This window comes from Burkholderia stagnalis (genome assembly GCF_902830275.1).
GTDB classification, from domain to species: domain Bacteria; phylum Pseudomonadota; class Gammaproteobacteria; order Burkholderiales; family Burkholderiaceae; genus Burkholderia; species Burkholderia stagnalis.
Window position 1 is genome coordinate 112,506 of sequence record NZ_CADESW010000013.1, and the last position, 22,728, is coordinate 135,233.

General features: G+C 69.1%; 21 protein-coding genes and 2 pseudogenes. 12 read left to right on the plus strand and 11 right to left on the minus strand.

All coding sequences use genetic code 11. The features are described from left to right. Nucleotides 1–8: 8 nt before the first annotated feature. Nucleotides 9–2,993 carry a non-homologous end-joining DNA ligase gene (gene ligD, locus HWY45_RS22215; protein WP_150998898.1) on the plus strand — a complete coding sequence of 995 codons (2,985 nt, stop codon included), beginning with the start codon at nucleotides 9–11 and terminating at the stop codon, nucleotides 2,991–2,993. Nucleotides 2,994–3,005: 12 nt separating this feature from the next. Here ligD and HWY45_RS22220 read toward each other — a convergent pair whose 3' ends face one another. Next, complete coding sequence (locus HWY45_RS22220) at nucleotides 3,006–4,325, minus strand: cation:proton antiporter (RefSeq protein ID WP_059880503.1); 1,320 nt, start codon at nucleotides 4,323–4,325, stop codon at nucleotides 3,006–3,008. Nucleotides 4,326–4,334: 9 nt separating this feature from the next. After that, nucleotides 4,335–4,691 (minus strand): DUF3175 domain-containing protein, encoded by a 357-nt coding sequence (locus tag HWY45_RS22225; protein ID WP_059880500.1) that lies wholly within the window; start codon nucleotides 4,689–4,691, stop codon nucleotides 4,335–4,337. A gap of 358 nt (nucleotides 4,692–5,049) precedes the next feature. Between HWY45_RS22225 and HWY45_RS22230 the strand changes: the two genes are divergently transcribed. After that, complete coding sequence (locus HWY45_RS22230) at nucleotides 5,050–5,217, plus strand: hypothetical protein (RefSeq protein ID WP_155628925.1); 168 nt, start codon at nucleotides 5,050–5,052, stop codon at nucleotides 5,215–5,217. Nucleotides 5,218–5,284: 67 nt separating this feature from the next. Then, nucleotides 5,285–5,647: a DUF3022 domain-containing protein gene (locus tag HWY45_RS22235; RefSeq protein ID WP_059880494.1), complete on the plus strand. Its 363-nt coding sequence runs from the start codon at nucleotides 5,285–5,287 to the stop codon at nucleotides 5,645–5,647. 125 nt (nucleotides 5,648–5,772) lie between these two features. Here HWY45_RS22235 and HWY45_RS22240 read toward each other — a convergent pair whose 3' ends face one another. The 4 genes and pseudogenes from HWY45_RS22240 to HWY45_RS22255 all read right to left on the minus strand — a co-directional run bounded on the left by HWY45_RS22240 (nucleotide 5,773) and on the right by HWY45_RS22255 (nucleotide 9,014). After that, complete coding sequence (locus HWY45_RS22240; protein WP_375861455.1) at nucleotides 5,773–7,065, minus strand: phosphatidylserine decarboxylase family protein; 1,293 nt, start codon at nucleotides 7,063–7,065, stop codon at nucleotides 5,773–5,775. A 475-nt stretch (nucleotides 7,066–7,540) separates the two neighbouring features. Further along, nucleotides 7,541–7,860: pseudogene (locus HWY45_RS22245) on the minus strand (endonuclease/exonuclease/phosphatase family protein); the annotation flags it as partial. Nucleotides 7,861–7,995: 135 nt separating this feature from the next. After that, nucleotides 7,996–8,322 (minus strand): hypothetical protein, encoded by a 327-nt coding sequence (locus tag HWY45_RS22250; RefSeq protein ID WP_059880488.1) that lies wholly within the window; start codon nucleotides 8,320–8,322, stop codon nucleotides 7,996–7,998. Beyond that, nucleotides 8,319–9,014: an MgtC/SapB family protein gene (locus HWY45_RS22255; protein WP_059880484.1), complete on the minus strand. Its 696-nt coding sequence runs from the start codon at nucleotides 9,012–9,014 to the stop codon at nucleotides 8,319–8,321. The genes HWY45_RS22250 and HWY45_RS22255 overlap by 4 nt, the downstream gene beginning before the upstream one ends. 185 nt (nucleotides 9,015–9,199) lie before the next feature. On the opposite strand from HWY45_RS22255, the gene HWY45_RS22260 reads away from it, so the two are divergent. Continuing rightward, on the plus strand, nucleotides 9,200–9,346 hold the full coding sequence (locus HWY45_RS22260) for a DUF3096 domain-containing protein (RefSeq protein ID WP_081063145.1): 147 nt from the start codon (nucleotides 9,200–9,202) through the stop codon (nucleotides 9,344–9,346). Nucleotides 9,347–9,562: 216 nt separating this feature from the next. Here the strand turns inward: HWY45_RS22260 and HWY45_RS22265 are convergent. Then, nucleotides 9,563–11,357: pseudogene (locus tag HWY45_RS22265) on the minus strand (thiamine pyrophosphate-requiring protein). Between the two features lie 583 nt (nucleotides 11,358–11,940). Here HWY45_RS22265 and copM point away from each other — a divergent pair. The 4 genes from copM (at nucleotide 11,941) to HWY45_RS22285 (ending at nucleotide 14,061) form a co-directional block, all read left to right on the plus strand. Next, nucleotides 11,941–12,339, plus strand: coding sequence for a CopM family metallochaperone (copM, locus tag HWY45_RS22270; RefSeq protein ID WP_059880481.1), 399 nt, complete (start codon nucleotides 11,941–11,943; stop codon nucleotides 12,337–12,339). Between the two features lie 101 nt (nucleotides 12,340–12,440). Continuing rightward, nucleotides 12,441–12,959 carry a low affinity iron permease family protein gene (locus tag HWY45_RS22275; RefSeq protein WP_059880479.1) on the plus strand — a complete coding sequence of 173 codons (519 nt, stop codon included), beginning with the start codon at nucleotides 12,441–12,443 and terminating at the stop codon, nucleotides 12,957–12,959. A gap of 142 nt (nucleotides 12,960–13,101) precedes the next feature. Further along, nucleotides 13,102–13,599 carry a BON domain-containing protein gene (locus HWY45_RS22280; RefSeq protein WP_059880476.1) on the plus strand — a complete coding sequence of 166 codons (498 nt, stop codon included), beginning with the start codon at nucleotides 13,102–13,104 and terminating at the stop codon, nucleotides 13,597–13,599. Between the two features lie 87 nt (nucleotides 13,600–13,686). Next, the gene (locus tag HWY45_RS22285; protein WP_060270390.1) at nucleotides 13,687–14,061 is read left to right on the plus strand and encodes a hypothetical protein; all 375 of its coding nucleotides are present in this window, start codon (nucleotides 13,687–13,689) and stop codon (nucleotides 14,059–14,061) included. Between the two features lie 72 nt (nucleotides 14,062–14,133). On the opposite strand, the gene HWY45_RS22290 is transcribed toward HWY45_RS22285, so the two are convergent. From HWY45_RS22290 to HWY45_RS22305, 4 genes are all read right to left on the minus strand, one after another. Next, nucleotides 14,134–14,382 carry a hypothetical protein gene (locus HWY45_RS22290; protein WP_059880473.1) on the minus strand — a complete coding sequence of 83 codons (249 nt, stop codon included), beginning with the start codon at nucleotides 14,380–14,382 and terminating at the stop codon, nucleotides 14,134–14,136. Nucleotides 14,383–14,452: 70 nt separating this feature from the next. Next, on the minus strand, nucleotides 14,453–15,007 hold the full coding sequence (locus tag HWY45_RS22295; protein WP_059880470.1) for a phasin family protein: 555 nt from the start codon (nucleotides 15,005–15,007) through the stop codon (nucleotides 14,453–14,455). 82 nt (nucleotides 15,008–15,089) lie between these two features. Continuing rightward, nucleotides 15,090–15,287, minus strand: a complete 198-nt coding sequence (locus tag HWY45_RS22300; RefSeq protein WP_059880467.1) for a hypothetical protein — start codon at nucleotides 15,285–15,287, stop codon at nucleotides 15,090–15,092. Nucleotides 15,288–15,388: 101 nt separating this feature from the next. Further along, nucleotides 15,389–15,859 (minus strand): hypothetical protein, encoded by a 471-nt coding sequence (locus HWY45_RS22305; protein ID WP_059880465.1) that lies wholly within the window; start codon nucleotides 15,857–15,859, stop codon nucleotides 15,389–15,391. 292 nt (nucleotides 15,860–16,151) lie between these two features. Here HWY45_RS22305 and HWY45_RS22310 point away from each other — a divergent pair, with 292 nt between their 5' ends. The 4 genes from HWY45_RS22310 (at nucleotide 16,152) to HWY45_RS22325 (ending at nucleotide 22,694) form a co-directional block, all read left to right on the plus strand. Then, nucleotides 16,152–17,141, plus strand: a complete 990-nt coding sequence (locus HWY45_RS22310; protein WP_059880462.1) for a chemotaxis protein CheB — start codon at nucleotides 16,152–16,154, stop codon at nucleotides 17,139–17,141. A 91-nt stretch (nucleotides 17,142–17,232) separates the two neighbouring features. Beyond that, on the plus strand, nucleotides 17,233–21,318 hold the full coding sequence (locus HWY45_RS22315; RefSeq protein ID WP_059880460.1) for a CheR family methyltransferase: 4,086 nt from the start codon (nucleotides 17,233–17,235) through the stop codon (nucleotides 21,316–21,318). A gap of 153 nt (nucleotides 21,319–21,471) precedes the next feature. Continuing rightward, the gene (locus tag HWY45_RS22320; protein WP_060080931.1) at nucleotides 21,472–22,047 is read left to right on the plus strand and encodes a hypothetical protein; all 576 of its coding nucleotides are present in this window, start codon (nucleotides 21,472–21,474) and stop codon (nucleotides 22,045–22,047) included. Between the two features lie 47 nt (nucleotides 22,048–22,094). Beyond that, the gene (locus HWY45_RS22325) at nucleotides 22,095–22,694 is read left to right on the plus strand and encodes a helix-turn-helix domain-containing protein (protein ID WP_059880453.1); all 600 of its coding nucleotides are present in this window, start codon (nucleotides 22,095–22,097) and stop codon (nucleotides 22,692–22,694) included. Nucleotides 22,695–22,728: the final 34 nt, after the last annotated feature.

A 22,728-nucleotide genomic window follows, 5' to 3' on the forward strand; every position in this document is an offset into this window, starting at 1 on the left:
ACGACATCATGCCCAGCAAGCTCGATCCCTATCGACACAAGCGCCGCTTCGACGCGACGCCGGAGCCGAACCCGAAGCGCAAGGCCAGGCCGAAGCCCGACGGCGCGCGCACCCGGCGCGGCGCCGCGCCGCTGCGCTACGTGATCCAGGAACATCATGCGCGCCGGCTGCATTACGACTTCCGGCTCGAACTCGACGGCACGCTGAAATCGTGGGCGGTGCCGAAGGGGCCGAGCGTCGATCCGTCGGTGAAGCGCCTCGCGGTGCATGTGGAGGATCACCCGCTCGACTACGCGGAATTCGAGGGCGAGATTCCGAAGGGCCACTATGGGGCGGGTTCCGTGACCGTCTGGGACGCCGGCGTGTGGGAGCCGGACGGCGGCGTCGCGCAGGCGCGCAAGGGCTATCGCGCGGGCAAGCTGACGTTCCGGCTCGACGGCGAGAAGCTGCACGGCGGCTGGGCGCTCGTGCGCAGCGGCCGGCAGGATGCGCGGCAGGAGCAGTGGCTGCTCGTGAAGGAACGCGACGACGACGCGCGCAGCGCGGACGACTACGACGTCGTGGCCGCGCAGCCCGGCAGCGTGCTGCACACGCATGCGCGGGCAACGCAGCGGGCAACCCGCCGCGCGCCGCCGGCATCGAACGGCGCACGGCGCGCGCGACGGGCGTCCGGCGCATCCGACGTTTCCGGCGTTTCCGGCGTTTCCGGCGTTTCCGGCGTTTCCGGCGTTTCCGGCGTTTCCGGCGTTTCCGGCGTTTCCGGCGTTTCCGGCGTTTCCGGCGTTTCCGGCGTTTCCGGCGTTTCCAGTGTGCCCCGCGTGTCCGACGTCGAAGGCGCGAAGCGCGCCGCGCTGCCCGAGCGCCTGACGCCGCAGCTCGCGACGCTCGTCGATGCGCCGCCGCAGCACGGCGACTGGCGCTACGAGATGAAGTTCGACGGCTACCGGATCCTGGCCCGCATCGACGGCACGGGGGCGCACCGCCGCGTGAAGCTGACGACGCGCGAAGGCCACGACTGGACCGCGAAGTTCCCCGCGCAGCGCGACGCGCTGGCGCAACTCGACGTCGCCGATGCATGGCTCGACGGCGAGGCGGTCGTGCTGCGGCCGAACGGCGTGCCGGATTTCCAGCGCCTGCAGAACGCGCTCGGCACGGGCCACGCCAATGCGGTGACGCTGTTCCTGTTCGACCTGCCGTTCCTCGACGGCCACGATCTGCGCGATGCGCCGCTGGTGGCCCGGCGCGGCCTGCTCGAACCGCTGCTGGCCGACAGCGATCCGGCGCTGCTGCGCTATTCGCCCGATCTCGGCGAGCGCGGCCCCGTGCTGCTGGCGAGCGCGTGCGAGGTCGGGCTCGAAGGGCTGATCGCCAAGCGCGCGAACGCGCCGTATCGCGAGGGGCGCTCGGCCGCGTGGATCAAGCTCAAATGCCGGCGGCGGCAGGAGTTCGTGATCGGCGGCTTCACCGAGCCGGCCGGCAGCCGGCACGGCTTCGGCGCGCTGCTGCTCGGCGTGCACGAGCCGGTGCCGGGCAACGGCGCGACGCTGCGCTACGTCGGCCGCGTCGGCACGGGCTTCGATACGCGGATGCTCGACAGGCTGTCGGCCCGGCTGCACGCGTGCGAACGCGCGACGATGCCGTTCGCGACGCCGCCGCGCGAGCGAGCCCGCACGCGCGTGCACTGGGTGCAGCCGACGCTCGTCGCCGAATGCGAATTCGCGGAGTGGACCGGCGACGGCATCGTCCGGCAGGCGGCGTTCGTCGCGCTGCGCGAAGACAAACCGGCGCGGCAGGTGGTCATGGAGCGGCCCCAGCCGGCCGACCAGGCGACGAAGCCCGACGGCGCGCGCGGCAACGGCCATGCGGATGCACGCGGCGACGGTGCGCGCAAGGGCAACGACAACGGCAAGGCCAAGGCTAAAACTAAGACTAAGTCCGACGGCAAGGCTAACGCCAAGAGCAAGGCTAACGGCAAGAGCAAGGCTAACGGCAAGAGCAAGGCCAACGGCAAGAGCAAGGCCAACGGCAAAGGCAGGGGCAAAGCCAACGGCGACGCCGACCATGCTTCCGCTTCCGCTTCCGCTTCGACTTCGGCCCCGGCCTTGGCCGCCACCACGCACGTGCGCATCACGCATCCCGACCGCATGCTCGATCCGGCCAGCGGCACCCGCAAGATCGACCTGGTCCACTACTGGGAATGGGTCGCGCCGTGGTTGCTGCCCGACCTGAAGGGCCGCCCCGTGTCGCTCGTGCGCGTGCCGGGCGAAATCGGCGGCGAGCAGTTTTTCCAGCGGCATGCCGAGCAGCGGGAGATCCCGTTCGTCACGCGGCACGCAGGCCTCGATCCGGGCCACGGGCCGCTGCTGACGATCGACAGCGTCGACGCGCTGGTCGGCGCCGCGCAGATGGGCGCGCTCGAACTGCATACGTGGAACGCGCACGCGTCGAACATCGAGCACCCCGACCGCATCGTGTTCGATCTCGACCCCGATCCGGCGCTGCCGTGGCGCGCGATGATCGAAGCGGCGCAACTGATGCACGGGCTGCTCGAAGCGCTCGGCCTCGCGTCGTTCTGCAAGACGAGCGGCGGCAAGGGGCTGCACGTGGTCGTGCCGATCACGCGCCACGCCGGCTGGGACGACGTGAAGGATTTCGCGAAGGCCGTCGCGCAGCACGCCGCCGCGGCGCTGCCCGATCGCTTCACCGCGAAGATGGGCCCGCGCAACCGGCGCGGCAAGATCTTCATCGACTACCTGCGCAACGGCCGCGGCGCGAGCACGATCGCCGCGTATTCGGCGCGTGCGCGCCCGGGCATCGGCGTATCCGTGCCGATCGGCTGGGACGAGGTGCCGCACACGACGGGCGGCGCGCAGTGGACGATCGACACGCTGCACGCGAGGCTCGAACGCCTCGCGCGCGACCCGTGGGACGGCTACGGCGACGTGCGCCAGCGCGTGAGCGCGCAGATGCGGGCGCGGCTCGCGTCGTCGTGAGCGCGCGAGCGGTCAGGGCCGCCGCGCGCGCCGGTGATACCAGCTCATCAACGGCGTGGCCGACACGCCGTGCGCGATCACCGACGCGGCGACGATCGCGAGCACCGGCGCGACGAGCGGGCGCACGGTGTCGGCGGGCCCGAGCTCGAGCGCGAACAGCAGGTAGTAGAACGAGCCGATGCCGCGAATCCCGAACCACGCCATCAGGCGCCGCTGCGCGGGCGTCGCGCGCGAGCCGGCGAGCGACAGCAGGACCGCGGCCGGCCGGACCGCGAAGAACAGCAGCACGGCCAGCAAGGCCGTGCGCCACGTGAACAGGGCGCCGGGCAGCGTCGCGAGCACGCTGCCGACCATCGTCATCACCACGGCTTCCGCGATGCGTTCGAGCTCGATCGTGAAGCCCAGCACCGATTCGGCCATGTACGCATGCGCCTTGTCGGGATGCTGCTCGGTGGCCACGACGTTCGCCGAATCGACCTTGCCGATCACGTCGCGCGGCGCGCGGTCGCCGCTCGCGCGATGCTCGACGCGGCGCATCGCGACGCCGGCGGCGAAGGTCGCGATGAAGCCGAACGTGTGCGCGAGCTGTGCCGCGCCGAACGACAGTTCGATCAGCGCGAGCGCGAAGAACCCTTCGAGGCCGAGCGCCTGCGCATGCCGTGTGCGCAGCCAGCCGATCGTATGCGTGGTCGCCCAGCCGAGCACGCCGCCGATCGCGGCCGCGCCGGCGATGCCCCACAGCGCGGCGAACGCGAACGCCGCGGACAGCGGCGCCATCCCGTGCATCCCGCCGGGGCTGCCGCACAGCGCCAGCCCCGCGAGCGCGAACGGCAACGCGATGCCGTCGTTCAGGCCGCCTTCACCCGACAGCGCGAAGCGCACGAGATCGCGGTCGCCCGGGTCGCGCACCTGCACGTCGTGCGCCAGCACGGGGTCGGTGGGCGCGAGGATCGCCGCGAACAGTAGCGCGGGGCCCGCGCCGAGCCCTAGCACGAGCGCCGCGCACGCGGCCAGCGCCGGCACGGTGACGAGCATCGCCAGCAGGCCGAGCCGGCATGGCACGCGCCACAGCGGATCGGGCAGCGGCACGCGCAGCCGCAACCCGATCGCGAACAGCGACACGAGCAGCGCGACCTCGACGACGCGGCGCAGCAGCGCCGCATCGGTGGCGATGTCGAGATGCAGCAGGCCCGCGCCGGCCGGCCCGAGCAGCCATCCGAGCAACAGGTAGATCATCGCCGTGCTGCACGGCAGGTTGCGCAGCGCCGACGTCGCGACGCCCATCGCCAGCAGCACCGCGCCGACGATCAGATACAACAGCGCTTCGTGCATCTGCCCGCATCACGGCTTGCGGCCGAATGCCTCGCGCAGTTTCCGTTTCGCGCGCTCCAGCGTCGTGCGGCGCGACTTCGGCAGGTTGCGGCCGGCCCGGTTCACATAGAAGTTCAGCATCGACATCGCGGACTGGAACGGCGACGCCTTGCGGCGCCGGCTGCGCTCGGCCGAACGCTTGAGCGACGCGGCGATCGCGCCGGGATCGTCGGATTTGAAGATGTCCGGCTCGATGTCGAGCGCGTCGCTGGTGTGCATGACCTCGGCGGACCAGCGACGCGGATGGCCGGGCACGGCGCTGCGACGCCGGCCCGGATGTCGGGTCAGGCGTTTGCCGTGGGCAGGTGCGGCCGGGGAATGGCTCATGGCGGGGTACTCCGTCGAACGGGGGAATCGGTTCTGCGCATCGTGCGATGCCGCAATGCGCATGCCGCCCGGCGCAGGGTGCGGCCCCGTGGCGCGCACGACTGCGCGACGAAAGGAGGCATGGAACCTGCGAGGAGAGGGCTCCAGGAACGTAGCAAGGGAGGCATCGGCAATGACATTCGCAACCGAAACACTGGGCGCCGTCGCACGCGGCGTGCTGGCCGGCGCCGCGATGGCGGCGATCGCCGCCGCCGCGCCGGCCCGGGCCCAGTCGCAGGCCGCCCCGGGCGCCGGCGCCATGCCGCCCACGGCGGCATCGTCGCCCGACCGAAGCGCGCCGCCGCCGATGCAGCCGCCCATGCAGCGGCAGATGAAGCCCGGCGCGGGCAGCCAGGCGATGCCCGGCCAGAGCAGCGCGAGCGGCTACCCGCGCCCGGGCGGCGCGGCCGGCGACGAGGAACGAGCGCCCGGCAGCGCCACGGGGGGCGGCGGCGTCGGGGGCCACGCAGGCGCCAGCGGCAACTGACCGATCACGACGGCCGGCGCGGCAACTGGCGCAACGATGTGCCGGCCCTTCGAACAAGGAGAAGATCATGGCTTCGAATCCCGACAACCTGCTCGAGCACGACGACCTCGCTGCCGTGGCAGCCGACGTCGACGACGATCTGAACACGACCGTCCATCTCGAGATCGAAACGGGTCAGGTCGTGTTTCATGCGGCGTGGGCCGACGCGACGTGCGGCGTGGCGCAGCACGCGGTCGAGCTCGCGATCGACTGCCGGACGATGGAACGCTACGCCGAGCTTGACGCCGTCGTGCGCAGGCGCGTCCATGCGATGCTGCACGAGACCGTGCAGCAGATGGCCGATCAGATCCCCGCAGGGGAGGCGCAAACCTGCACGCTGACCGTCGAAATCACCGACGCGATGCTCGACGCGGCGATCCGCCTGCAGTAACGGCGGCCGGGCCGCAGCGACGCGCGCCGCGTTACACCCGATTGAAAAGTTTGCACGCGATCCCGCCCCGGGCGACGCCCGGGCGGGTCCGACACCCTGCACGATGCCAGGCCGCCGGGGCGGCGTCAGCGCGCGATCGCGACCGGTGCATTGACGCGCACGACGGGCGCGGCGGCCTCGTCGAGCGGCGGTTCGTGCACGAAGCGCTCGATCACGCCGGTCTCGAACAGCAGGCAGAACGTGGAGCCGCCGTATTGGAAGAAGCCGATTTCGTCGCCCTTGTCGACGTGCTGGCCCGGCACGACCTCGATCACGCACGACGACACCTCGGCCATCCCGACGAACACGCAGGCGACCGTGCCGATGCCCGGATCGTCGCAGGAGATCGCCACGATCGCGCGCGTGGCGACGGCGGTCAGGTAGCCCTGCGAGTCGTTCAGGCCGCGCGGATCGTTGCCTTGCGCGTCGGCCGCCGAGTAGTAGGTGCCGTCGACCCGGTACGCGTGCGTGATCGTGCCGCTGACCGGCGCATGCCAGCGGTGATAGTTGTACGCGCTCAGGTAGGCCTGGTAGACGTCGCCGCCGACGAAGCGCTCGGCCAGCGCCGGGCGGGCCGGCGAGAAGATGTCGTGCAGCGAGTACGGCTGCGCCTTGATCCAGAACAGGTCGCGCTTGCGCACGTTCAGCGCGACGTGGTACGGGGCCGCCTCGCACGCGCTGACGACGACGTGCGGATCGTCGGGCTCGACCACCGGCCGCGCATACGCGCGGAAACGGCGCGTGAAGAAATCGTTCCACGACGCAAAGCCCAGGTGCGGCTCGTCCTGCAGGTACACGAACTGGGACAGCCCGACGCGCTGCCGCGCTTCGTCGCAGAACCAGCCGTCGGGCGCGTCCTCGGACAGGTGCGTGCGCGAATGCGGGCCGCCGAGGAAGTCGCACCACACGCCCAGCACGCGTTTCAGGTGCGCATTCACCGCCGCATCGCGAAACACCGGATAGCCGGACGGCATGCACATCGGCCAGTCGAGCAGCGCGTTCAGCGGGCAGACGATGAGGCTCGATTCGCTGAACGGCGGCGTGTAGGTCATCAGGTGGTCGATCACGACCATCAGCTCGTCCACGCCGGCGTAGCCGAGCACGTAGCCGTCGCCGGCGGCCTCGTCGATCGCGCGCGTCATCCCCATGCGCAGCACCGGGTTGTCGTCGAACAGCTGCGCGAGCTCCTGAACCGCGGGGGTGCGCAGCCGGTCGCCCGCGTTGCCGGCGGCCTGGGTCGCGAGCTGCTGGCGGAAAGCGGCGAGATGCGCCTCGCTGGCCGACAGCCAGTCGCCGATCCGGTGGCGCATGGCGAGCGGCGCGGTGCGAAGGTCGGTCGACATGGCGGTCTCCAGGCAGGCGTCGGTGCGACGCGATATGCACGTCGAGCAAGATGCTTGCCCGCCGGGCCGGCGCGGATCGATCAACGCGTCGTCGCTCGCGCGTTCGTCGTACCAGTCGGGGGGCGCGCAGCGCGGTGCGGCATGCGGCCCGCGCGTGGCGTTTTTACATCAGCGGTGGAAGTCGGCAATGCGTGCCGTGCCGCTACATGCGCGGCACGGAACGGATGTCCGTGCTGTCGCCGGCCGCCGATACGGCGCCGCTCTCGGGAATCGGCGCGCCGGGCGCATAGCGGACGATCGCGCCGCGCTCGACCGCATGCGGGAAATCCGGCGGCGCGTCGACGTCGTCGCCGAAGCGCGCGCGTACGAACGCGCGCAGCAGCGCGATGCGCGGCGTCGCGCCGTGGGCGGCAAACGTCCCGGAGAGGCCCGTGAAGCGGGCGACGCAGGCGGCCCCGGCGTCGTATCGCACGATCCGCACGTCGTCGACGCGCTCGAGCACGCTGCCCGCGCCGCCCGTCACCCGCATGCGCGCGACGAGCAGGTAATGATCCGACGTGGGCCGCGCATGCGCGCTGCGATGCACGGCCACGTCGAGCAGCGGCTCGCCGGGATGGATCCAGATCCGGTCGAGCGCGAACAGCGGAGACAGGGTCGGGAAAGTGCGCGGCGCGGGCGCGCGCCGGAAACGGGTTACCAGCGGGGTTACCAGCGCGCGCAGCGCGCGGCTGCGGATGAACCATTCATTGATGTCGCCGAACAGGATGACCGGCATCGCCCCGTGTCGAACGACGCGAGCAGGATCTCCACCTGCGCGCAGCGTCGCCAAGCAGGCGGCGCCGTCGATGAGCGTCGAGAAGCGGTTTGCGTGGCGGATCGCGTCGCAGTTGCGGCCGCGTTCGAGCAGGCCGTGGCGGTCGGCGTCGCTGCCGCCGGGGCGCGTGCGCGCCGCTTGCGCCGGCACGCTCATCGCGCGTCGCCATCGAGGCGTTGCAGCAGCGCCTCGCAGCGCATGCGCAGCGCCCGCAGCTCCGGCGCGTTCGCGTCGACCCAGATGCGTTCGCCGTCGGCGATGCCGGCCAGCTCGATCGCGATGTCGTAGATGCCTTGCGCGAGCGTGATGGACGTCGCGCCGATCCGCAGCCGGTCGAGCCAGTCGAATTCGGTCCGATGGCACGCCTGCCAGACGTGCATGGCGGCCACCAGATGGTCGGGGTCAAGCCACTCGCCGGTCCGCACGCGGGCGGCGAGCTGGCTCGTCACGAGATAGCAGAGCAGGTCGACGCGGGTCATGCGAGGCTCCCCGCCGACGTGTCGGGCCGGCACGCGCGCACGCCGTCGAGCTGCTGCAGCGTCAGGCAGATCGCGACGAATTCCGGATGGCTGGTGCGCGACAGCGCGACCGACACGTTGTCGATGCCCGGGTCGTCGTCGGACTGCTGGACGATGAACTGCTTGACCCGAACGCGGCGCGCGCCGAGCGCGTCGTGCAGCGTGTCGAGCGTCAGCCCGCCGCGATCGGCCACGATCCGCAGCCGGCGCTGCTGCCGCTGCGCGATGAAGCGCCGCTCGAGCGGTTTGACGCCGGCCAGGATCACCAGCACGATCGCGGTCGCGCCGATGGCGGCCATGTACATGCCGCCGCCCGCGGCCAGGCCGATGCCGGCGACGGCCCACAGGCTCGCCGCGGTGGTCAGCCCGCGCACCACCTCGCCGCGCAGCAGGATCGAGCCCGCGCCGAGAAAGCCGATGCCCGACACGACCTGCGCGGCGACCCGCGACGGATCGACCACGATGCCGTTGCGGCCCACGACATCCTCGAAGCCGAAGATCGACACGAGCATGACGAGCGACGCGCCGACGCACACGAGCATGTGCGTGCGCAGCCCCGCGGCCCAGTTCAGCCGCTCCCGCTCGATGCCGACCACGCTGCCGAGCAGCGCCGCCAGCAGCAGGCGGCCCATGAGTTCCAGATGGCTGATCATCGCGGGTGCCTCCCGTGTGTTGTGTTCTGCCGACGCGGGCGCGCAAGCGCCGTGCCCGGCCCGCGCGGCCCGGGCCCGCGAGGGGCGCGGGCATTTTTTGCAATCGTCGCGCGACAGGGCACGGGAGGGCCGGGAACGGTGCTTGCGTCAGCGGCCGGTGTCCATTTGTCATTCGCGGAGGGCGCATGAACATGCTCACTAGCGCGGGCCCGCTGGTTTCGCTGATCGCGGGGATTCTGATTCTCATCGTCCCCCGCCTGTTGAACTACATCGTGGCGATCTACCTGATCGTCATCGGGCTGCTCGGGCTGTTCGGCGGGCACCTCCGCTGAAGCCCCGGCCGCCGTCCCGGCAGGCGACGATCGCGCGGGCTTCCGCGGGCCTTCGCACCTCGCCTGGATTCCCTGTGCGCGGCCGCCATGTGCCGCTTCCCAGCTTTGCCCTTCGTTTCGCGATGCCGCTCAATCACCGTTGCCGGTACGCCGCAGCGCGCGCAGCGCCACCTCCGGTTCCGATACCGGCGGCGCTCGTTCGCCGCCCGGTCGCGCCTAATCGCCATTCGACGGCAGCACCGCCGACAGCACCTGCCGCGCCGTCTCGACGATCACGTTGCGCTCCCGCGCGTCGCCCTTCATCAGCGCTTGCGCAAAGTGCTTCGCCTGCTGCAGCGTGATGTGCGGCGGCAGCGGCGGCACTTCCGGATCGCACTTCACCTCGAGCACGACCGGGCGGTCCGCGGCCAGCACGTCGTCCCACGCCGCGCCGAGCTGCTCCGGTTCGTCGACGTAGACGCCTTTCAGGCCGATCAGCTCCGCGAAGCGGTGATACGGCACGTTCGGCACCTGCTGCGACGCGTCGAACTTCGGGTCGCCTTCCATCACCCGTTGCTCCCACGTGACCTGGTTCAGGTCCTCGTTGTTCAGCACCATGCAGATCCAGCGCACGTCGGGCCAGCGTTTCCAGTATTTCGCGACCGTGATCAGCTCCGCCATGTTGTTCATCTGCATCGCGCCGTCGCCGACCATCGCGATCACCGGGCGCGCGGGATACGCGAACTTCGCGGCGATCGCATACGGCACCGCCGCGCCCATCGACGCGAGCCCGCCCGACAGCGACGCCATCATCCCGCGCCGCATCATCAGGTCGCGCGCATACCAGTTCGCGCACGAACCCGAATCGCTCGTGAGGATCACGCCGTCCGGCAGGCGCGGCGACAGCTCGGTGAACGCGCGCTGCGGATTCACGCCGCGCCCCGGGCTCGCCTTCGCGGCCGCGCGCGCGGCCAGCGTGTCGCGCCAGTCGTCGTTCCAGCGCGCGATCCGCTCGCGCCAGCCGCCGTCCGGATACTCGTTCAACAGCGGCAGCAGCAGGCGCAGCGTCTCGGCGCTGTCGCCGACCAGGTTGACCTCCATCGGATAGCGCAGGCTCAGCATGTCGGCCTTCAGGTCGATCTGCACCCCGCGCGCCTGGCCTTCCTTCGGCAGGAACTCCGAATACGGAAAGCCGGAGCCGACGACGAGCAGCGTGTCGCACGCCATCATCATCTCGTAGCTCGGCTTGGTGCCGAGCAGCCCGATCGGCCCCGTCACCCACGGCAGGTCGTCGGGCAGCGCGGCCTTGCCGAGCAGCGCCTTCGCGGCGCCCGCGCCGAGCCGGTCGGCCACTTCGATCACCTCGTTGGTCGCGCCGAGCGCGCCCGCGCCGATCAGCATCGCCACTTTCTTGCCGGCGTTGAGCACCTCGGCCGCGCGCCGCAGCTCGTCGGGGTAGGGCACCACCTTCGGGCGCGCATAGCCGACGCCCGAATGCACGGTGCCGCGCGCGCTTCGGCGGCAGGTAGTCGAGTTCCTGCAGGTCGCTCGGCAACACCAGCGCGGTGACCGTGCGCGCGGCGAGCGCGATGCGCACCGCGCGGTCGACCAGGTGCCGGACCTGGCCCGGCACGGTCGCGAGCTGCACGAACGCGCCCGCGACGTCCTTGAACAGCGCGGGCAGATCCACCTCCTGCTGGTAGTGGCCGCCGAGCGCCGCGCGCGCCTGCTGGCCGACGATCGCAAGCACCGGCATATGGTCGAGCCGCGCGTCGTACAGGCCCGTGACGAGGTGCGACGCGCCGGGGCCGGACGTCGCGATGCACACGCCGAGCTCGCCTGTAAATTTTGCATGCGCGGATGCCATGAAGGCCGCCATCTCCTCGTGGCGTGCCTGGATGAATTCGATCTTGCCTGCCGCGCGGGCGAGGGCGCCGAACATGCCGTTGATGCCGTCGCCCGGATAGCCGTAGATGCGGCGCACGCCCCATTCGTACAGCCGTTCGACGATGAAGTCCGCCACAGTCGCCATGCTGGTTCTCCCTGATTCGCGATGAGCCGCGCGCACGCCGATTGACGGGCGCGCCCGGCGGGATGCGTCACGGTTCCGCAAGGCGTGTGCCGCCTGCGGGCATGGGTGTTGCGAACGCTGCGGCACCCGACCAGAAGGGCATCGATGCCACGGTCTATCGGACCGGCCATCGGCGCTGCGGAGGGCGAGCATGCGTATGCGTCCGGCCGTCCGGCGACTTCCGGCGCCTGTCGAGCGCGCGCGGTGCAGCGCATCCGCCACGTCGAGTGGTTCCGCGATCGCGTGCGCATCGCCGGCATGCTGTTCGACGGCGCGCGCGGGATCGGCGGCCCGACCCGGGCTCGGCCTCGCGTTCAAGCGCGCCGACGCCGAGCGATGCGCCGTCTGATCGATCGAAGGAGAACGGACGATGCGACGACGCAGCCGGGCGGCCGACCGCGACGAAGCGCTGCCGGCCGGCGCGGCGCGCCGCTTGAAATCGCAGCGCGATGCTCGCGCAGATGTCGCGCGCGCTCGACGCGGGCGGTGTGCACGACATGAACGCGGTGCGGCCCGCTTGCCGATTCAACGAAGGAGACGCGACATGCCCGCAATCCGACTTTCCACCCGCTGCGTGGTTTGCACGTGCGCGTGCGCGATCACGGCCGCGCTCGCGGCGACACTCGCGCTGCCCACGGCGGCGCAGCTGCGCCCGAGTGCGCCGGCCGTCGCGAGCATGGCCGACGTGCCGGCCCAGGCGTTCCGGCGCGCCGATCGCAGGATAATGGACGCGATGGACGCCGCGCCTTACACGGGCGACGTCGATCGCGACTTCGTCGCCCACATGGCGCCGCATCACCAGGGCGCGATCGACATGGCGCACGTCGAGCTGAAATACGGCAAGGATCCGGCGCTGCGGCGGCTCGCGAACCGGATCGTCGCCATGCAGCGCGACGAGATCGCGCAGATGGCGCGCTGGCAGAAGCAGCAGGGTAGCCGGTAGCGCCCGCGGGCGAAGACGCAGGCGCAGGCGAGGGCGGCATCACCCCGCGCGACGGTTCGCGAACCGCGCTCGCGCGGCGGCATTTCGAACAGGGAGACACCATGCGCGAATCGAACGATCCAGCCGGCACCGCATCGCCTGCGGGCACGACGCCGGCCCCCAGTTACTCGCATCCCGTCACGCGCGCGTTCGAGCGGTTCGCGGCGCGCGTCACCAAGTGGGCCGGCTCGCCCGTCGCGTTCGGCTCGGCCGTCGCCGTCACGGCCGTATGGCTCGCCACCGGGCCGCTCTTTCACTACTCGGACGCGTGGCAGCTCGTGATCAACACCGGCACGACGATCATCACGTTCCTGATGGTGTTCCTGCTCCAGCGCAACCAGAATCGCGACAGCGTCGCGCTTCACCTGAAGCTCGACGAGCTGGTCGCGGCGACGCGCTCGGCGAGCGACCAGATCATCGGGATCGAGGATGCGTCGGAAGAGGAATTGCGCAGGCTCGCGAAGGCCTATCTCGACCTCGCGCACCGGGCTGCCGCGAACTGCGCCGATCCCGACGGCCGGCCCGCGCGCGGCTACGCCGACACCGACACCGATGCCGACACGCCCGAACGCCCCGCCTGACGCACGCCCCGGCGCTTTTTTCAATCGATTGTCATTTCGGCCGCCGCGCCGCGCCGCACGGGCCGCCGCCCCGCGCGGCACGCCCCGTGCTGAAGGTCGCGGTGACACCCGGCCTTTCCGGGCATTCGTCCACGGTGCTGCCATGAATCCCCAAACTCCGATGAAACCCTTGCTGACGCTCGCGCTGGGCGTTGCCTGCGGCGCGGCCGCGATGTACCTCCTCGATCCCGCGGCCGGCCGCCGCCGGCGCGCGTACGTGCGCGACAAGACGGTCGCGGCCAAGCGCGACGCCGTCGCCTACGCGAACGCCCGCACGCGATACGCGGCCGGCCAGGCGCGCGGCGTCGTCGCCGGGCTGCGCGCCTACCTGAAGGACGACGAGACGGACGACGTGCGCCTCGCCGAGCGGGTCCGTGCGGCGCTCGGCAGGCTCGTCAGGCGGCCGCGCGTGGTCGAGGTGAGCGTCGACGGCGGTCACGTCCGCCTCACCGGGCAGGTGCCGGACGCCGAGCGTGATGCGGCGGTCAAGGGCGTCGCCGACGTGCGCGGCGTGCGGACGGTCGTCGACGACTGCCTGTCGACGACAGGGCGCACGGAAAGCGCCATGCGCGACGGCGGCGACGCCGCATCCGCGCCATGAATGCCGTCCGGCAGGCCCGCCGCGTGCGCTCGACGGATATCGAATCCATCGCGGGCGGCCGCGGACCGCCGAATGGAGCGCAGGCCCATGTCCGAAGTCCTTGAATGCCCGCCGCGCGATCGCGCTCGCCGCGTGTCGCCCGCCATTGGCCGTGCCGGTGACGGCGGTGCGGGCGGCGCTGCCCGCCCGGGGCGTGATTACCCTGGAAGCCCCGATCCGCGCACGCCGAATACGTCGAATCGCGGCAATGGGCGCGGCCCGCCGCGCAAGCGCGGCGGCGGCTCGAGCGGTGACCGGGGGCAGCCGCGAAAGAAATGGCGGATCGTCCTGGCTATCGCGCTGTTCCTGTTGATCGCCATCGGCGTGGCGTGGTGGCTCGCGATGCGCAACCCGCACCTGGTCCGCATGGACGCCGACAACAACGCCGCAACGATCGCGCCGCACGTATCGCGGGCGCGGTGACTTTCCGGGGAAGCGCTCCCGCCCGCGCGTCACGCGCATCGACGCGCATGGCGGCGTCGGGAGCGAGGGTGTTCAGATTCGCCTGTTGCGGGACGCCGCCGCCATGTCGATCGCGTTGAGCCGCGCGCGCAGCCCGCACACCAGCGGCTGCAGGCTCGGCGGAATGTCGGCGATCGCGTCGATGCGCGTACGCCAGTAGTCGGGCAGCAATACGACCGTGGCCTTGCGGGTGGAAGGCCCGGCTTCGTTGAGCCGTTCGAGCTGCAGGACCATCGCGTCGATGTGCGCCAGCTCCTGCACGACGAAATCCCGGGAATTCATGCTTCTCATCGGATTACCTCACGCGGTCGTTCCGAAGGGCGCCGCGATGGCGCGGCGCCCGTATCGGCGGCTATCGCTTTGCCGCCTGCTGTTCCTGCTCGAGCCCGCGTCTGGCGCTCTTCGACGCCGCCGCGACGGCCACGTCGAAGTTGCTGCGCGCGACCTCGACCGCCTGCTGCCCTGTGTTGCCGAGGGTCTGATACAGCGTATTGGCCGCGACGATCGCGGAGTTCCACGCCGCTACCGCGGCCTCGGGGCCGGACGGCGCGTTTCTCGCCGCATCTTCGACGAACGCCTGGATCCGGTGCACGTAGGCATCGCCGCCTGTCTGGGCAACCTTGAGCACTTCGGCCTGGCTGGACGACACGATGCCGAGAAACTCGCGGGTGTAGGACTGGAGTTTCTCGGCCATGGGCGCGGCGATCGAGCCCTGGAAGGCCAGCCAGTCCTGCGGTTTTTCAACCGCGCTCTGTGCAACCGCCCAAGCGTCGTTCAATGTCGATCGGGTGAATTGCGCATTGAGTTCGGCCAGTTTCCCGATGCACTCGAGCATCGTGCCGGCCAGACCGAATACGACGTCGAGGTTCGCGCGTTGCGCGCTTGAAACCAGCTCCTGGGTTTTCATGATCTACGATCTCCTGATTGAAAAAGTGGTGCGGGGGTCATCCCCTCATTGGCGCATGCGTCGCTCGACGAGCGAACGCCGCTCAGCGGGTTCGCATCACGACGCGCAGCAGCGATTCGCCCTCATTCGTCACACGAGGGCGATGCGCGCCGGAGGCGAGTTGTTCGAGCACGACGAGCTGCTGCTCGAGCAGCGTATCGAGCGCTTCGCGGCCCATGTCGATCTGGTCGGGCGATGCCTTGACCACCATGAGCGCCGCGATTTCGTGAGGGCTCAGCATATTTGTCTCCTGGGATTCGGAACGAGCAATCCTTGCCGCTTCTTTTTTGAATAGACCGGGACGGCATCGACGCGCGAACGCGTCATGCGCGCCGCATGCAGTCAATCCCGTTTGATGCGCACGACGTGGCGGGTGATATCCCTGACGAGCGTCAGCCTCGGATGCGGGCGAGCGATGGCGATCGAATTCGCTGCCTCTTGTGAATGCGTGTTACCGCGTTCCTGCGCGACTGCGGAATTCGAAACCACTGCCATATGAAACAACGTGACGGTCAGTTGCAGGCGTGTGTCGCCGAGCATCTCGGCGATGTCGTCGGTGTTCAGCGAACTCGATCCGACGATATCGACCGTCATCGATTCCTTGCCCGTGCTCCTGTCGACATGCATGCCCCAGCGACAGACTCGTGCGCCGCTCCTCGTGAGGCATCGCCATACGGCGATGACTTGAAGCTTGCCGGTGGCGGCTTGAAACGAGAGTCTCTGGACGACCATTTCGGCGATCCGTGAAATGACGATCGCGCCTGAAAAAAAAGGCTGTACCAAGGATATGACGGGGGCGATGAAAAAGTACATCGCGGTTTCGTGTCCGTATGCGCAGCTTTACGGACAGCAGCACAGGCCATGGATGAGGCCGTCTGTCACTGCGCTGTCCCGCCCGCATGTCAACGAAAAGGCATGCGAAACATGCAGCACGGAACTTGCGCGCCCAACCATTTCAACCGCACGGGTTGACGCGATGAATCTCGATGCGCGAGCGCGTTACCGGTTCTGTCCTTGCAAAACCGTCGACGACGTTTTCACTAATGAAGAATGTGTTCGCGAGGCGAATGACTACACTTGAATCATCGGCAACATCGGAGGCAATTTGACCCACCGCGACTTCATTGCAGTCGGTACGTCATCGGGTGGTGTCGACGCCCTCCGTACCCTCGTTTCCCGGCTTCCTCGCGACTTGCCCGCTACGATCGCGATCGTGTTGCATGTCGGTGCGCATGACAGCCTCCTGCCGTCACTCCTGAGCGCAGCGGGCCCGCTGCGCGCCGTCCACGCCGAAGACGGCGAAACGTATTTCCCCGGCAGGATTTACGTCGCGCCGCCCGATCACCACCTGATCGTCGAAGGCACGCATCTTCGGCTCCTGCACGGCGCAAAGGAAAACTTCGCGCGGCCGGCGATCGATCCGTTGTTTCGCAGTGTGGCCGCCGAGATGGGCCCGCGCGCCATCGGCGTGATCCTGACGGGCCTGCTGGACGACGGCGCGGCCGGTCTCGATGCGATCCAGTCGTGCGGCGGCGCCACGATCGTCCAGGATCCCGCCGAAGCGTTCGCCGGCGACATGCCGCGGCATGCGTCGCCTTACGCCGATTACGTGCTGCCGCTCGACGGCCTCGCGAACCGGCTGGTCGAACTGGCCGGCAACCCGCTGGACATCTCGACGACCGACGAGTCCGCCCGGCGCCGCGCCAGCGAGCAGGTCGCCAGCGAGCAGCGCGCGTGGACCGCCAGCGAAGGGCCGCCCGACGCGCTGAGCCGCATCGCGAGCCCGTCCACGCTGACCTGTCCGGAATGCGGCGGCACGCTCTGGCGTCTGACGAATTCCCGCCTGCTGCGCTACCGGTGCCATACGGGGCACGCATACTCCGCTGCGTCCCTGGCGCAGGGCCGCAGCGAGGACGTCGAGCGCACGCTGCGCGACGCGCTGCGCGCACTGCACGAGAGCGAGATGATGAGCCGTACGCTAGGCGAGCATTTCGGCCGCTGCGGCGACCTTGCCGCGCAGGAGGGACAGGAGGCGGCGGCGCACCGCGCCGGCGAAGCGGCAAAATTCTTGCAGTCGATCCTGCTGGAGGGATAATAGCGATCTACGCGCATCTTGGCGCAAGCAGGCCAAGGCGCCTGCCCGACCTTGGCCGCGGATACTATTTTTTCTGACAGGACCAGCAGCGATGTCGAAAAGACGCGGGCAGACACTCCCCGGCCAGGCCTCATATCCGGTCGTCGGTATCGGCGCATCGGCGGGCGGGTTGAGTGCGCTCCTGGAGTTCTTCGAAGCCCTGCCGGCACACACGTCGATGGCGTTCGTCGTGGTCGTGCACCTGGCCCCCGATCACGCGAGCAACCTGGCCGGCCTGCTGCAGAAGGCCACCGGCATGCCCGTGATGGAAGTCACGAGCGCCACGCCGATCGAGCCCGACCACGTCTACCTGATCGCGCCCTCGCTCGAGCTGACCATGGTCGACGACTATCTGCGGGTTGCCCCCAATCGGCCGGAAGAAGGGGGGCGCCGGGCCGCCATCGACCTGTTTTTCCGCACGCTGGCCGAAGCGCACCGCGAACGCGCGATCGGCATCGTGCTGTCCGGCGCGGGCTCGGACGGTTCCGTCGGGCTGTCGAGGATCAAGGAAATGGGCGGCGTGACGCTCGCCCAGGATCCGTCGGAGGCCGAATACGACAGCATGCCGCGCAGCGCCATCGCCACCGGCATGGTCGATTTCGTGGCCACCGCGGCGGAGATGCCGCAGCGGCTGATGGACCTGTGGCTGACCGCGAAGGAGATTCACCTGCCGATCGTCGACAACGACGAGCGCCAGGAAGACCTGGTCAGCGAGGCGGCCGAGCGCGCGCTGCGCGAAATCATGATCATCCTGCGCACGCGCACCGCGCACGATTTCCGGCATTACAAACGGGCGACCGTGCTGCGCCGGATCGAACGCCGGCTGCAGGTCAACGGCATCACCGATCTGCAGGCGTACCGCGATTACCTCCATCTGCATCCGGAAGAAACCCAGGCGCTGCTGCAGGACATGCTGATCAGCGTCACGAACTTCTTCCGGGACAAGGAAGCGTTCGACGTGCTCGACCGCGAAGTGCTGCCCCGGTTTTTCGACGGACGCGGCGAGCAGGATCGCATCCGCGTGTGGTCGGTCGGCTGCGCGACCGGGGAAGAGGCGTATTCGGTCGCGATGCTGCTGCAGGAGCGCTCGCTGAAATCGGCCGAGGGCATTTCGTTCCAGGTGTTCGCGACCGACATCGACGAGCGCGCGATCTCGTTTGCCCGCGCCGGCCTCTATCCGGAGTCGATTCTCGCCGACGTGGCGCCGGGCCGCGTGCGCCAGTTCTTCACGAAGGACACCGCGCACTACCGGATCAAGAAGGAACTGCGCGAGCACATGCTGTTCGCGCATCACAACGTGCTGAGCGACCCGCCGTTCTCGCGGCTCGACCTGATCTGCTGCCGCAACCTGCTGATCTATCTGGACCGCGAAGCCCAGATCGAGATCCTGAAGATGTTTCATTTCGCGCTGCGTCCGGGCGGCGTGCTGTTTCTCGGCAGTTCCGAATCGGCCGACAGCGTCAGTTCGATGTTCACCGTGGTCGACAAGCGCAACCGCATCTACCGCGCGAACATGGCGGTGCGCGGCGACACGCCGCTTCCGGTCGCGATTACCGGCACGATGAGCGCGCGGCCGGTCGTCACGACCATCCAACCGCCGGGGCGCCGCCGCTTCTCGTTCGGCGACCTGCACCAGCGCCTCGTCGAGCAGCATGCGCCGCCGAGCGTGCTCGTCAGCCGCGATTCCGAGATCGTCCACCTGTCCGATCGCGCCGGGCGCTTCCTGCAGTATTCGGGGGGCGAACCGTCCCACAACATCATCGCCGTGGTGCGCCCCGAATTGCGGCTCGAGCTGCGCACCGCGATCTATCAGGCGCTGCACACGAATCGCAGCGTGGAGGCGCGGCGGGTGCGGATCGAGCGCGACGCGCGTTCGTATTTCGTCAACATGACCGCGCGCCCCGTGCACGACCCGGAAGCCAATGCGGATTTCGTGCTGGTGCTGTTCGACGAAGTCGAGGACAGCATGAGCAGCGTGGAAACGTCGACGGTCGATACGCACAAGGATCCGATCATCAGCCAGCTCGAGCGCGAGCTGCAGCGCACGAAGGAGCAGCTCCAGTCGACCATCGAGCAATCGGAAACCTCGACGGAGGAATTGAAGGCATCCAACGAGGAGCTGCAGGCCATCAACGAGGAATTGCGCTCGGCGACGGAAGAACTCGAAACCAGCAAGGAAGAGCTGCAGTCGATCAACGAGGAGCTGACCACCGTCAATGCCGAGCTGAAGTCGAAGGTCGAGGAAACCGGCAAGATCAACGACGACCTGCAGAACCTGATCGCCGCGAACGACATCGGCACGATCTTCGTCGACCGCAATATCTGCATCAAGCGCTACACGCCGCGGGCGACGGACGTGTTCAGCATCATTCCGTCGGATATCGGCCGCTCGCTGCTGGACATCACGCACCGGCTCGAATACGACAAGCTTCCCGACGATGCGGCCGAGGCGTTCGATTCGCTGCGCCTGATCGAGCGGGAGCTGCGCAGCAACGACGGCCGCTGGTATCTCGCGCGCTTCGTGCCCTATCGCACGACGGAAGACCGCATCGACGGCGCGGTGCTGTCGTTCATCGACATCACCGACCGCCGGCGCGCGGAAGACCGGCTGCGCGAAGGCGAAAGGCGGATGCGCATCGTCGCCGAGGGCACCAAGGATTACGCGATCATCACGTTCGACGACGCCGGGCTCGTCACCAGCTGGAACGCGGGCGCGGAGCGGATCTTCGGGTATACCGAAGCGGAAATGATCGGGCAGTCCGCGGACCTCCTGTCGACCGACGAGGATCGGGTCAATCACGTCGCCCAGCGCGAATTCGCGGAGGCGCGCCTGAACGGGCGCACCGAAGAGGAGCGCTGGCATCAGCGCAAGGACGGCACCCGTTTCTTCGCGAGCGGCGTGCTGTCGCGCCTCGACGAGCCCGGCATCAGCGGGTTCGCGAAGATCGCGCGCGATCTCGGGGAGTTCGCGCTGACCGACAAGGCCGGCCGCGACGCGCCGGCCGAGCAGCTGCGCGACGCCGGCGAACACGATGCGCTGCGCCGCCGCGACGAATTTCTTGCCGTGGTTTCGCACGAGCTCAAGAATCCGCTCAATCTCATCTCGGCGAGCGCGGAACTGATCGCGCGTGCGCCGGAATCCCGGCAAAACCTGAATATTTCGCGCGCCGCCGATACGATCCGGCGCACCATCATCGGTCAGGCGCAGATCATCGACGATCTGCTCGATATCTCGCGGGTGCGCACCGGCAAGCTGTCGGTCGTGCGCACGCCGGTCGACATGCGGGAGATCGTGCAGCGCGTCACCCATGCGGTGCGGGACGAAGCGAACCAGCGCGGCCTGGCGCTCCATGTCGCGATGACGGACTCGCCCGTCATCGTCCATGCCGACCTCACGCGCATCGAACAGATCGTCTGGAACCTGGTCAGCAACGCGTTGAAGTTCACGAGCCGCGGGTCGGTGGACGTGTCGCTGCAGGTCGACGAGCATGCCGACGCCGTGCTGCAGGTGGCCGATACCGGCAGCGGCATCGAGCCGTCGCTGCTGCCTTACGTCTTCGACATGTTCCAGCAAAGCCGCGATTCCACAGCGCGCCGCGCGGGCCTCGGCATCGGCCTCGCGCTGGTCCGGGATCTCGTGAACCTGCATGGCGGCGTCGTGCGGGCGGAATCGACCGGCATCGGCCTCGGCGCGACGTTCACGGTGACGCTGCCGACGTACCGCGCGCTCGTCGCGGCGGATTCTTCCGCCAAAAGCTCGGCCGACACGTTGCAGGGCCTGCACGTCCTGATGGTCGACGACGATGCGGACACGGTCGAAACGTTCAAGCTGCTGCTGGAAAGCGAGGGCGCGATCGTCCGGACGGCGACGAGCGGCGAGGAAGCGCTGTCGACGCTCGACGGCCATGTGCCGGACGTCGTGCTGTCCGATATCGGCATGCCGGGCATGGATGGGCTCGCCTTCGTCGGGAAGCTGCGCGAAGCGCCGGCACTGAAATCGGTGGTCTGCATCGCGCTGAGCGGGTACGCGCAGGAAGCGGACGTGAAGCAGGCGCAACAGGCCGGCTTCGATGCGCACCTGAAAAAACCCGTGACGCTCGACGATCTGATGTCGGTCTTTCTGCGCTTGCGGAGTTGACGCGCGTTCCATCGGCGCGGCAACCGGCCTGGCTTTTCAGGCGGTACTACGACCAACGGGCGGCAGGCGGGAACGCGAATTGCGGCCTGTTTCGCCCAGGCTCGGCAGCGGGCATTCATCCGGGGCCGAGCGGTCAGTGCCAGGCGAGACATGATGGAAAGGAGCAGTAACCGCGGCGCAAGCGCGAAAGCACTGTTCGACGAAGCGAACCGGCGGCTCGAAGCGGCCGAGGCACGCATCCGGGCGCTGTTCGCGAACCCGCTCGCGGATGAAGCTACCCGGCAAGCGGCATTGGAAGCGTATCAGGAGGCGCGCCTGCTCTCGCTGAGTGCCGAAGCCGTATTGCGCAGCGCGACGATCGTCGACGCCCCGCCGCGGCACGCGGGCCGGCGCATCGTGATTCTGCGGGGCAGCGCGCACGTCGGGGAATCGATTGCGCTGCTGTTGCGCCTGCGAGGATTCAGAACGTCCGTGGTGCCGAAACATCGCGCCGAAGAATCGTTTTCGCATGGGCCGGCCGAGGCAGTCATCGTCGACGTGGAACGCGATCCCGACGAGGCCTGCGGGCTCGCCGCCAACATGCTCGAGACGTATCCGGATACACGTATCGTTGCAATGGTTCCGCCCACGCTGGGGGGGTACGCGTGGCGCGGGTTCGACATCGTTCTCGTGAAGCCGGCCTCGATCGACATGATCCTGCACGCCATTGCGGGTGATACCGGTGCGTAACGGAAGCGACCTATTCGCCAGCAGCCTCGCACGTCTCGGAGAGGGTCTTGATACGAACCTTTTTCTACGTCAACAGCTCAGTCGATGCCGCATTCCCCGAGCAGGAACTGATTGCCTTCGACAAAGCCGGCTACACCGTCGTCCTCAACCGCGTCGCCATCGATCGGGTGCCGCCGTTCGTCGCCGCGGCCGAGCGGCCGGAACTGTCGGGCCTCCTGAGGCGCGCCGCACCGGGCGACTCGCTGGTGGTGCTGGAACTGTCCGCGCTCGGGTGCAACGTGCGCGATGCGCTGTCCACGCTGATGCAATGCCGCGGCAAGAAGATGTCCGTGCTGTGTGTCGAGATCGGCAACGTCGACCTCGCCAGCCGCCCCGAACCGCAAGCGATCAAGACGCTCAGGGCGGTGAGCCGGATGGAAACCGCGGCGCGAAGCCAGCGCGGCAAGACGAGCCTGCAATCCGCGCAGGACAACGGCAAACGCATCGGCCGGCCAACCTCGCTGTCGCGGCACGATCGAGACCGCGTGATGCGCTCGCTCGACAAGGGCCTGTCGGTCAGCGAGATCGCGCGCAGGTTCGGCACGTCCCGCCAGACCATCATGCGCATACGGGCCTCGTCGGCGCCCGCCGAGGCCGCGGAAAGCTGACCGCTCGCCACGGGCGGCCGCAGGCGCCCGAACC

Coding starts and splice junctions, on each gene's coding strand:
- HWY45_RS22260 (WP_081063145.1), top strand. CDS start 9,200: ATGAACATGCTCACTAGCGCGGGCCCGCTGGTTTCGCTGATCGCGGGG.
- HWY45_RS22220 (WP_059880503.1), bottom strand. CDS start 4,325: ATGCACGAAGCGCTGTTGTATCTGATCGTCGGCGCGGTGCTGCTGGCG.
- HWY45_RS22275 (WP_059880479.1), top strand. CDS start 12,441: ATGCGCGAATCGAACGATCCAGCCGGCACCGCATCGCCTGCGGGCACG.
- HWY45_RS22290 (WP_059880473.1), bottom strand. CDS start 14,382: ATGAATTCCCGGGATTTCGTCGTGCAGGAGCTGGCGCACATCGACGCG.
- HWY45_RS22320 (WP_060080931.1), top strand. CDS start 21,472: ATGGAAAGGAGCAGTAACCGCGGCGCAAGCGCGAAAGCACTGTTCGAC.
- HWY45_RS22295 (WP_059880470.1), bottom strand. CDS start 15,007: ATGAAAACCCAGGAGCTGGTTTCAAGCGCGCAACGCGCGAACCTCGAC.
- HWY45_RS22280 (WP_059880476.1), top strand. CDS start 13,102: ATGAATCCCCAAACTCCGATGAAACCCTTGCTGACGCTCGCGCTGGGC.
- HWY45_RS22225 (WP_059880500.1), bottom strand. CDS start 4,691: ATGAGCCATTCCCCGGCCGCACCTGCCCACGGCAAACGCCTGACCCGA.
- ligD (WP_150998898.1), top strand. CDS start 9: ATGCCCAGCAAGCTCGATCCCTATCGACACAAGCGCCGCTTCGACGCG.
- HWY45_RS22250 (WP_059880488.1), bottom strand. CDS start 8,322: ATGACCCGCGTCGACCTGCTCTGCTATCTCGTGACGAGCCAGCTCGCC.
- HWY45_RS22235 (WP_059880494.1), top strand. CDS start 5,285: ATGGCTTCGAATCCCGACAACCTGCTCGAGCACGACGACCTCGCTGCC.
- HWY45_RS22230 (WP_155628925.1), top strand. CDS start 5,050: ATGCAGCGGCAGATGAAGCCCGGCGCGGGCAGCCAGGCGATGCCCGGC.
- HWY45_RS22300 (WP_059880467.1), bottom strand. CDS start 15,287: ATGCTGAGCCCTCACGAAATCGCGGCGCTCATGGTGGTCAAGGCATCG.
- copM (WP_059880481.1), top strand. CDS start 11,941: ATGCCCGCAATCCGACTTTCCACCCGCTGCGTGGTTTGCACGTGCGCG.
- HWY45_RS22305 (WP_059880465.1), bottom strand. CDS start 15,859: ATGTACTTTTTCATCGCCCCCGTCATATCCTTGGTACAGCCTTTTTTT.
- HWY45_RS22285 (WP_060270390.1), top strand. CDS start 13,687: ATGTCCGAAGTCCTTGAATGCCCGCCGCGCGATCGCGCTCGCCGCGTG.
- HWY45_RS22315 (WP_059880460.1), top strand. CDS start 17,233: ATGTCGAAAAGACGCGGGCAGACACTCCCCGGCCAGGCCTCATATCCG.
- HWY45_RS22255 (WP_059880484.1), bottom strand. CDS start 9,014: ATGATCAGCCATCTGGAACTCATGGGCCGCCTGCTGCTGGCGGCGCTG.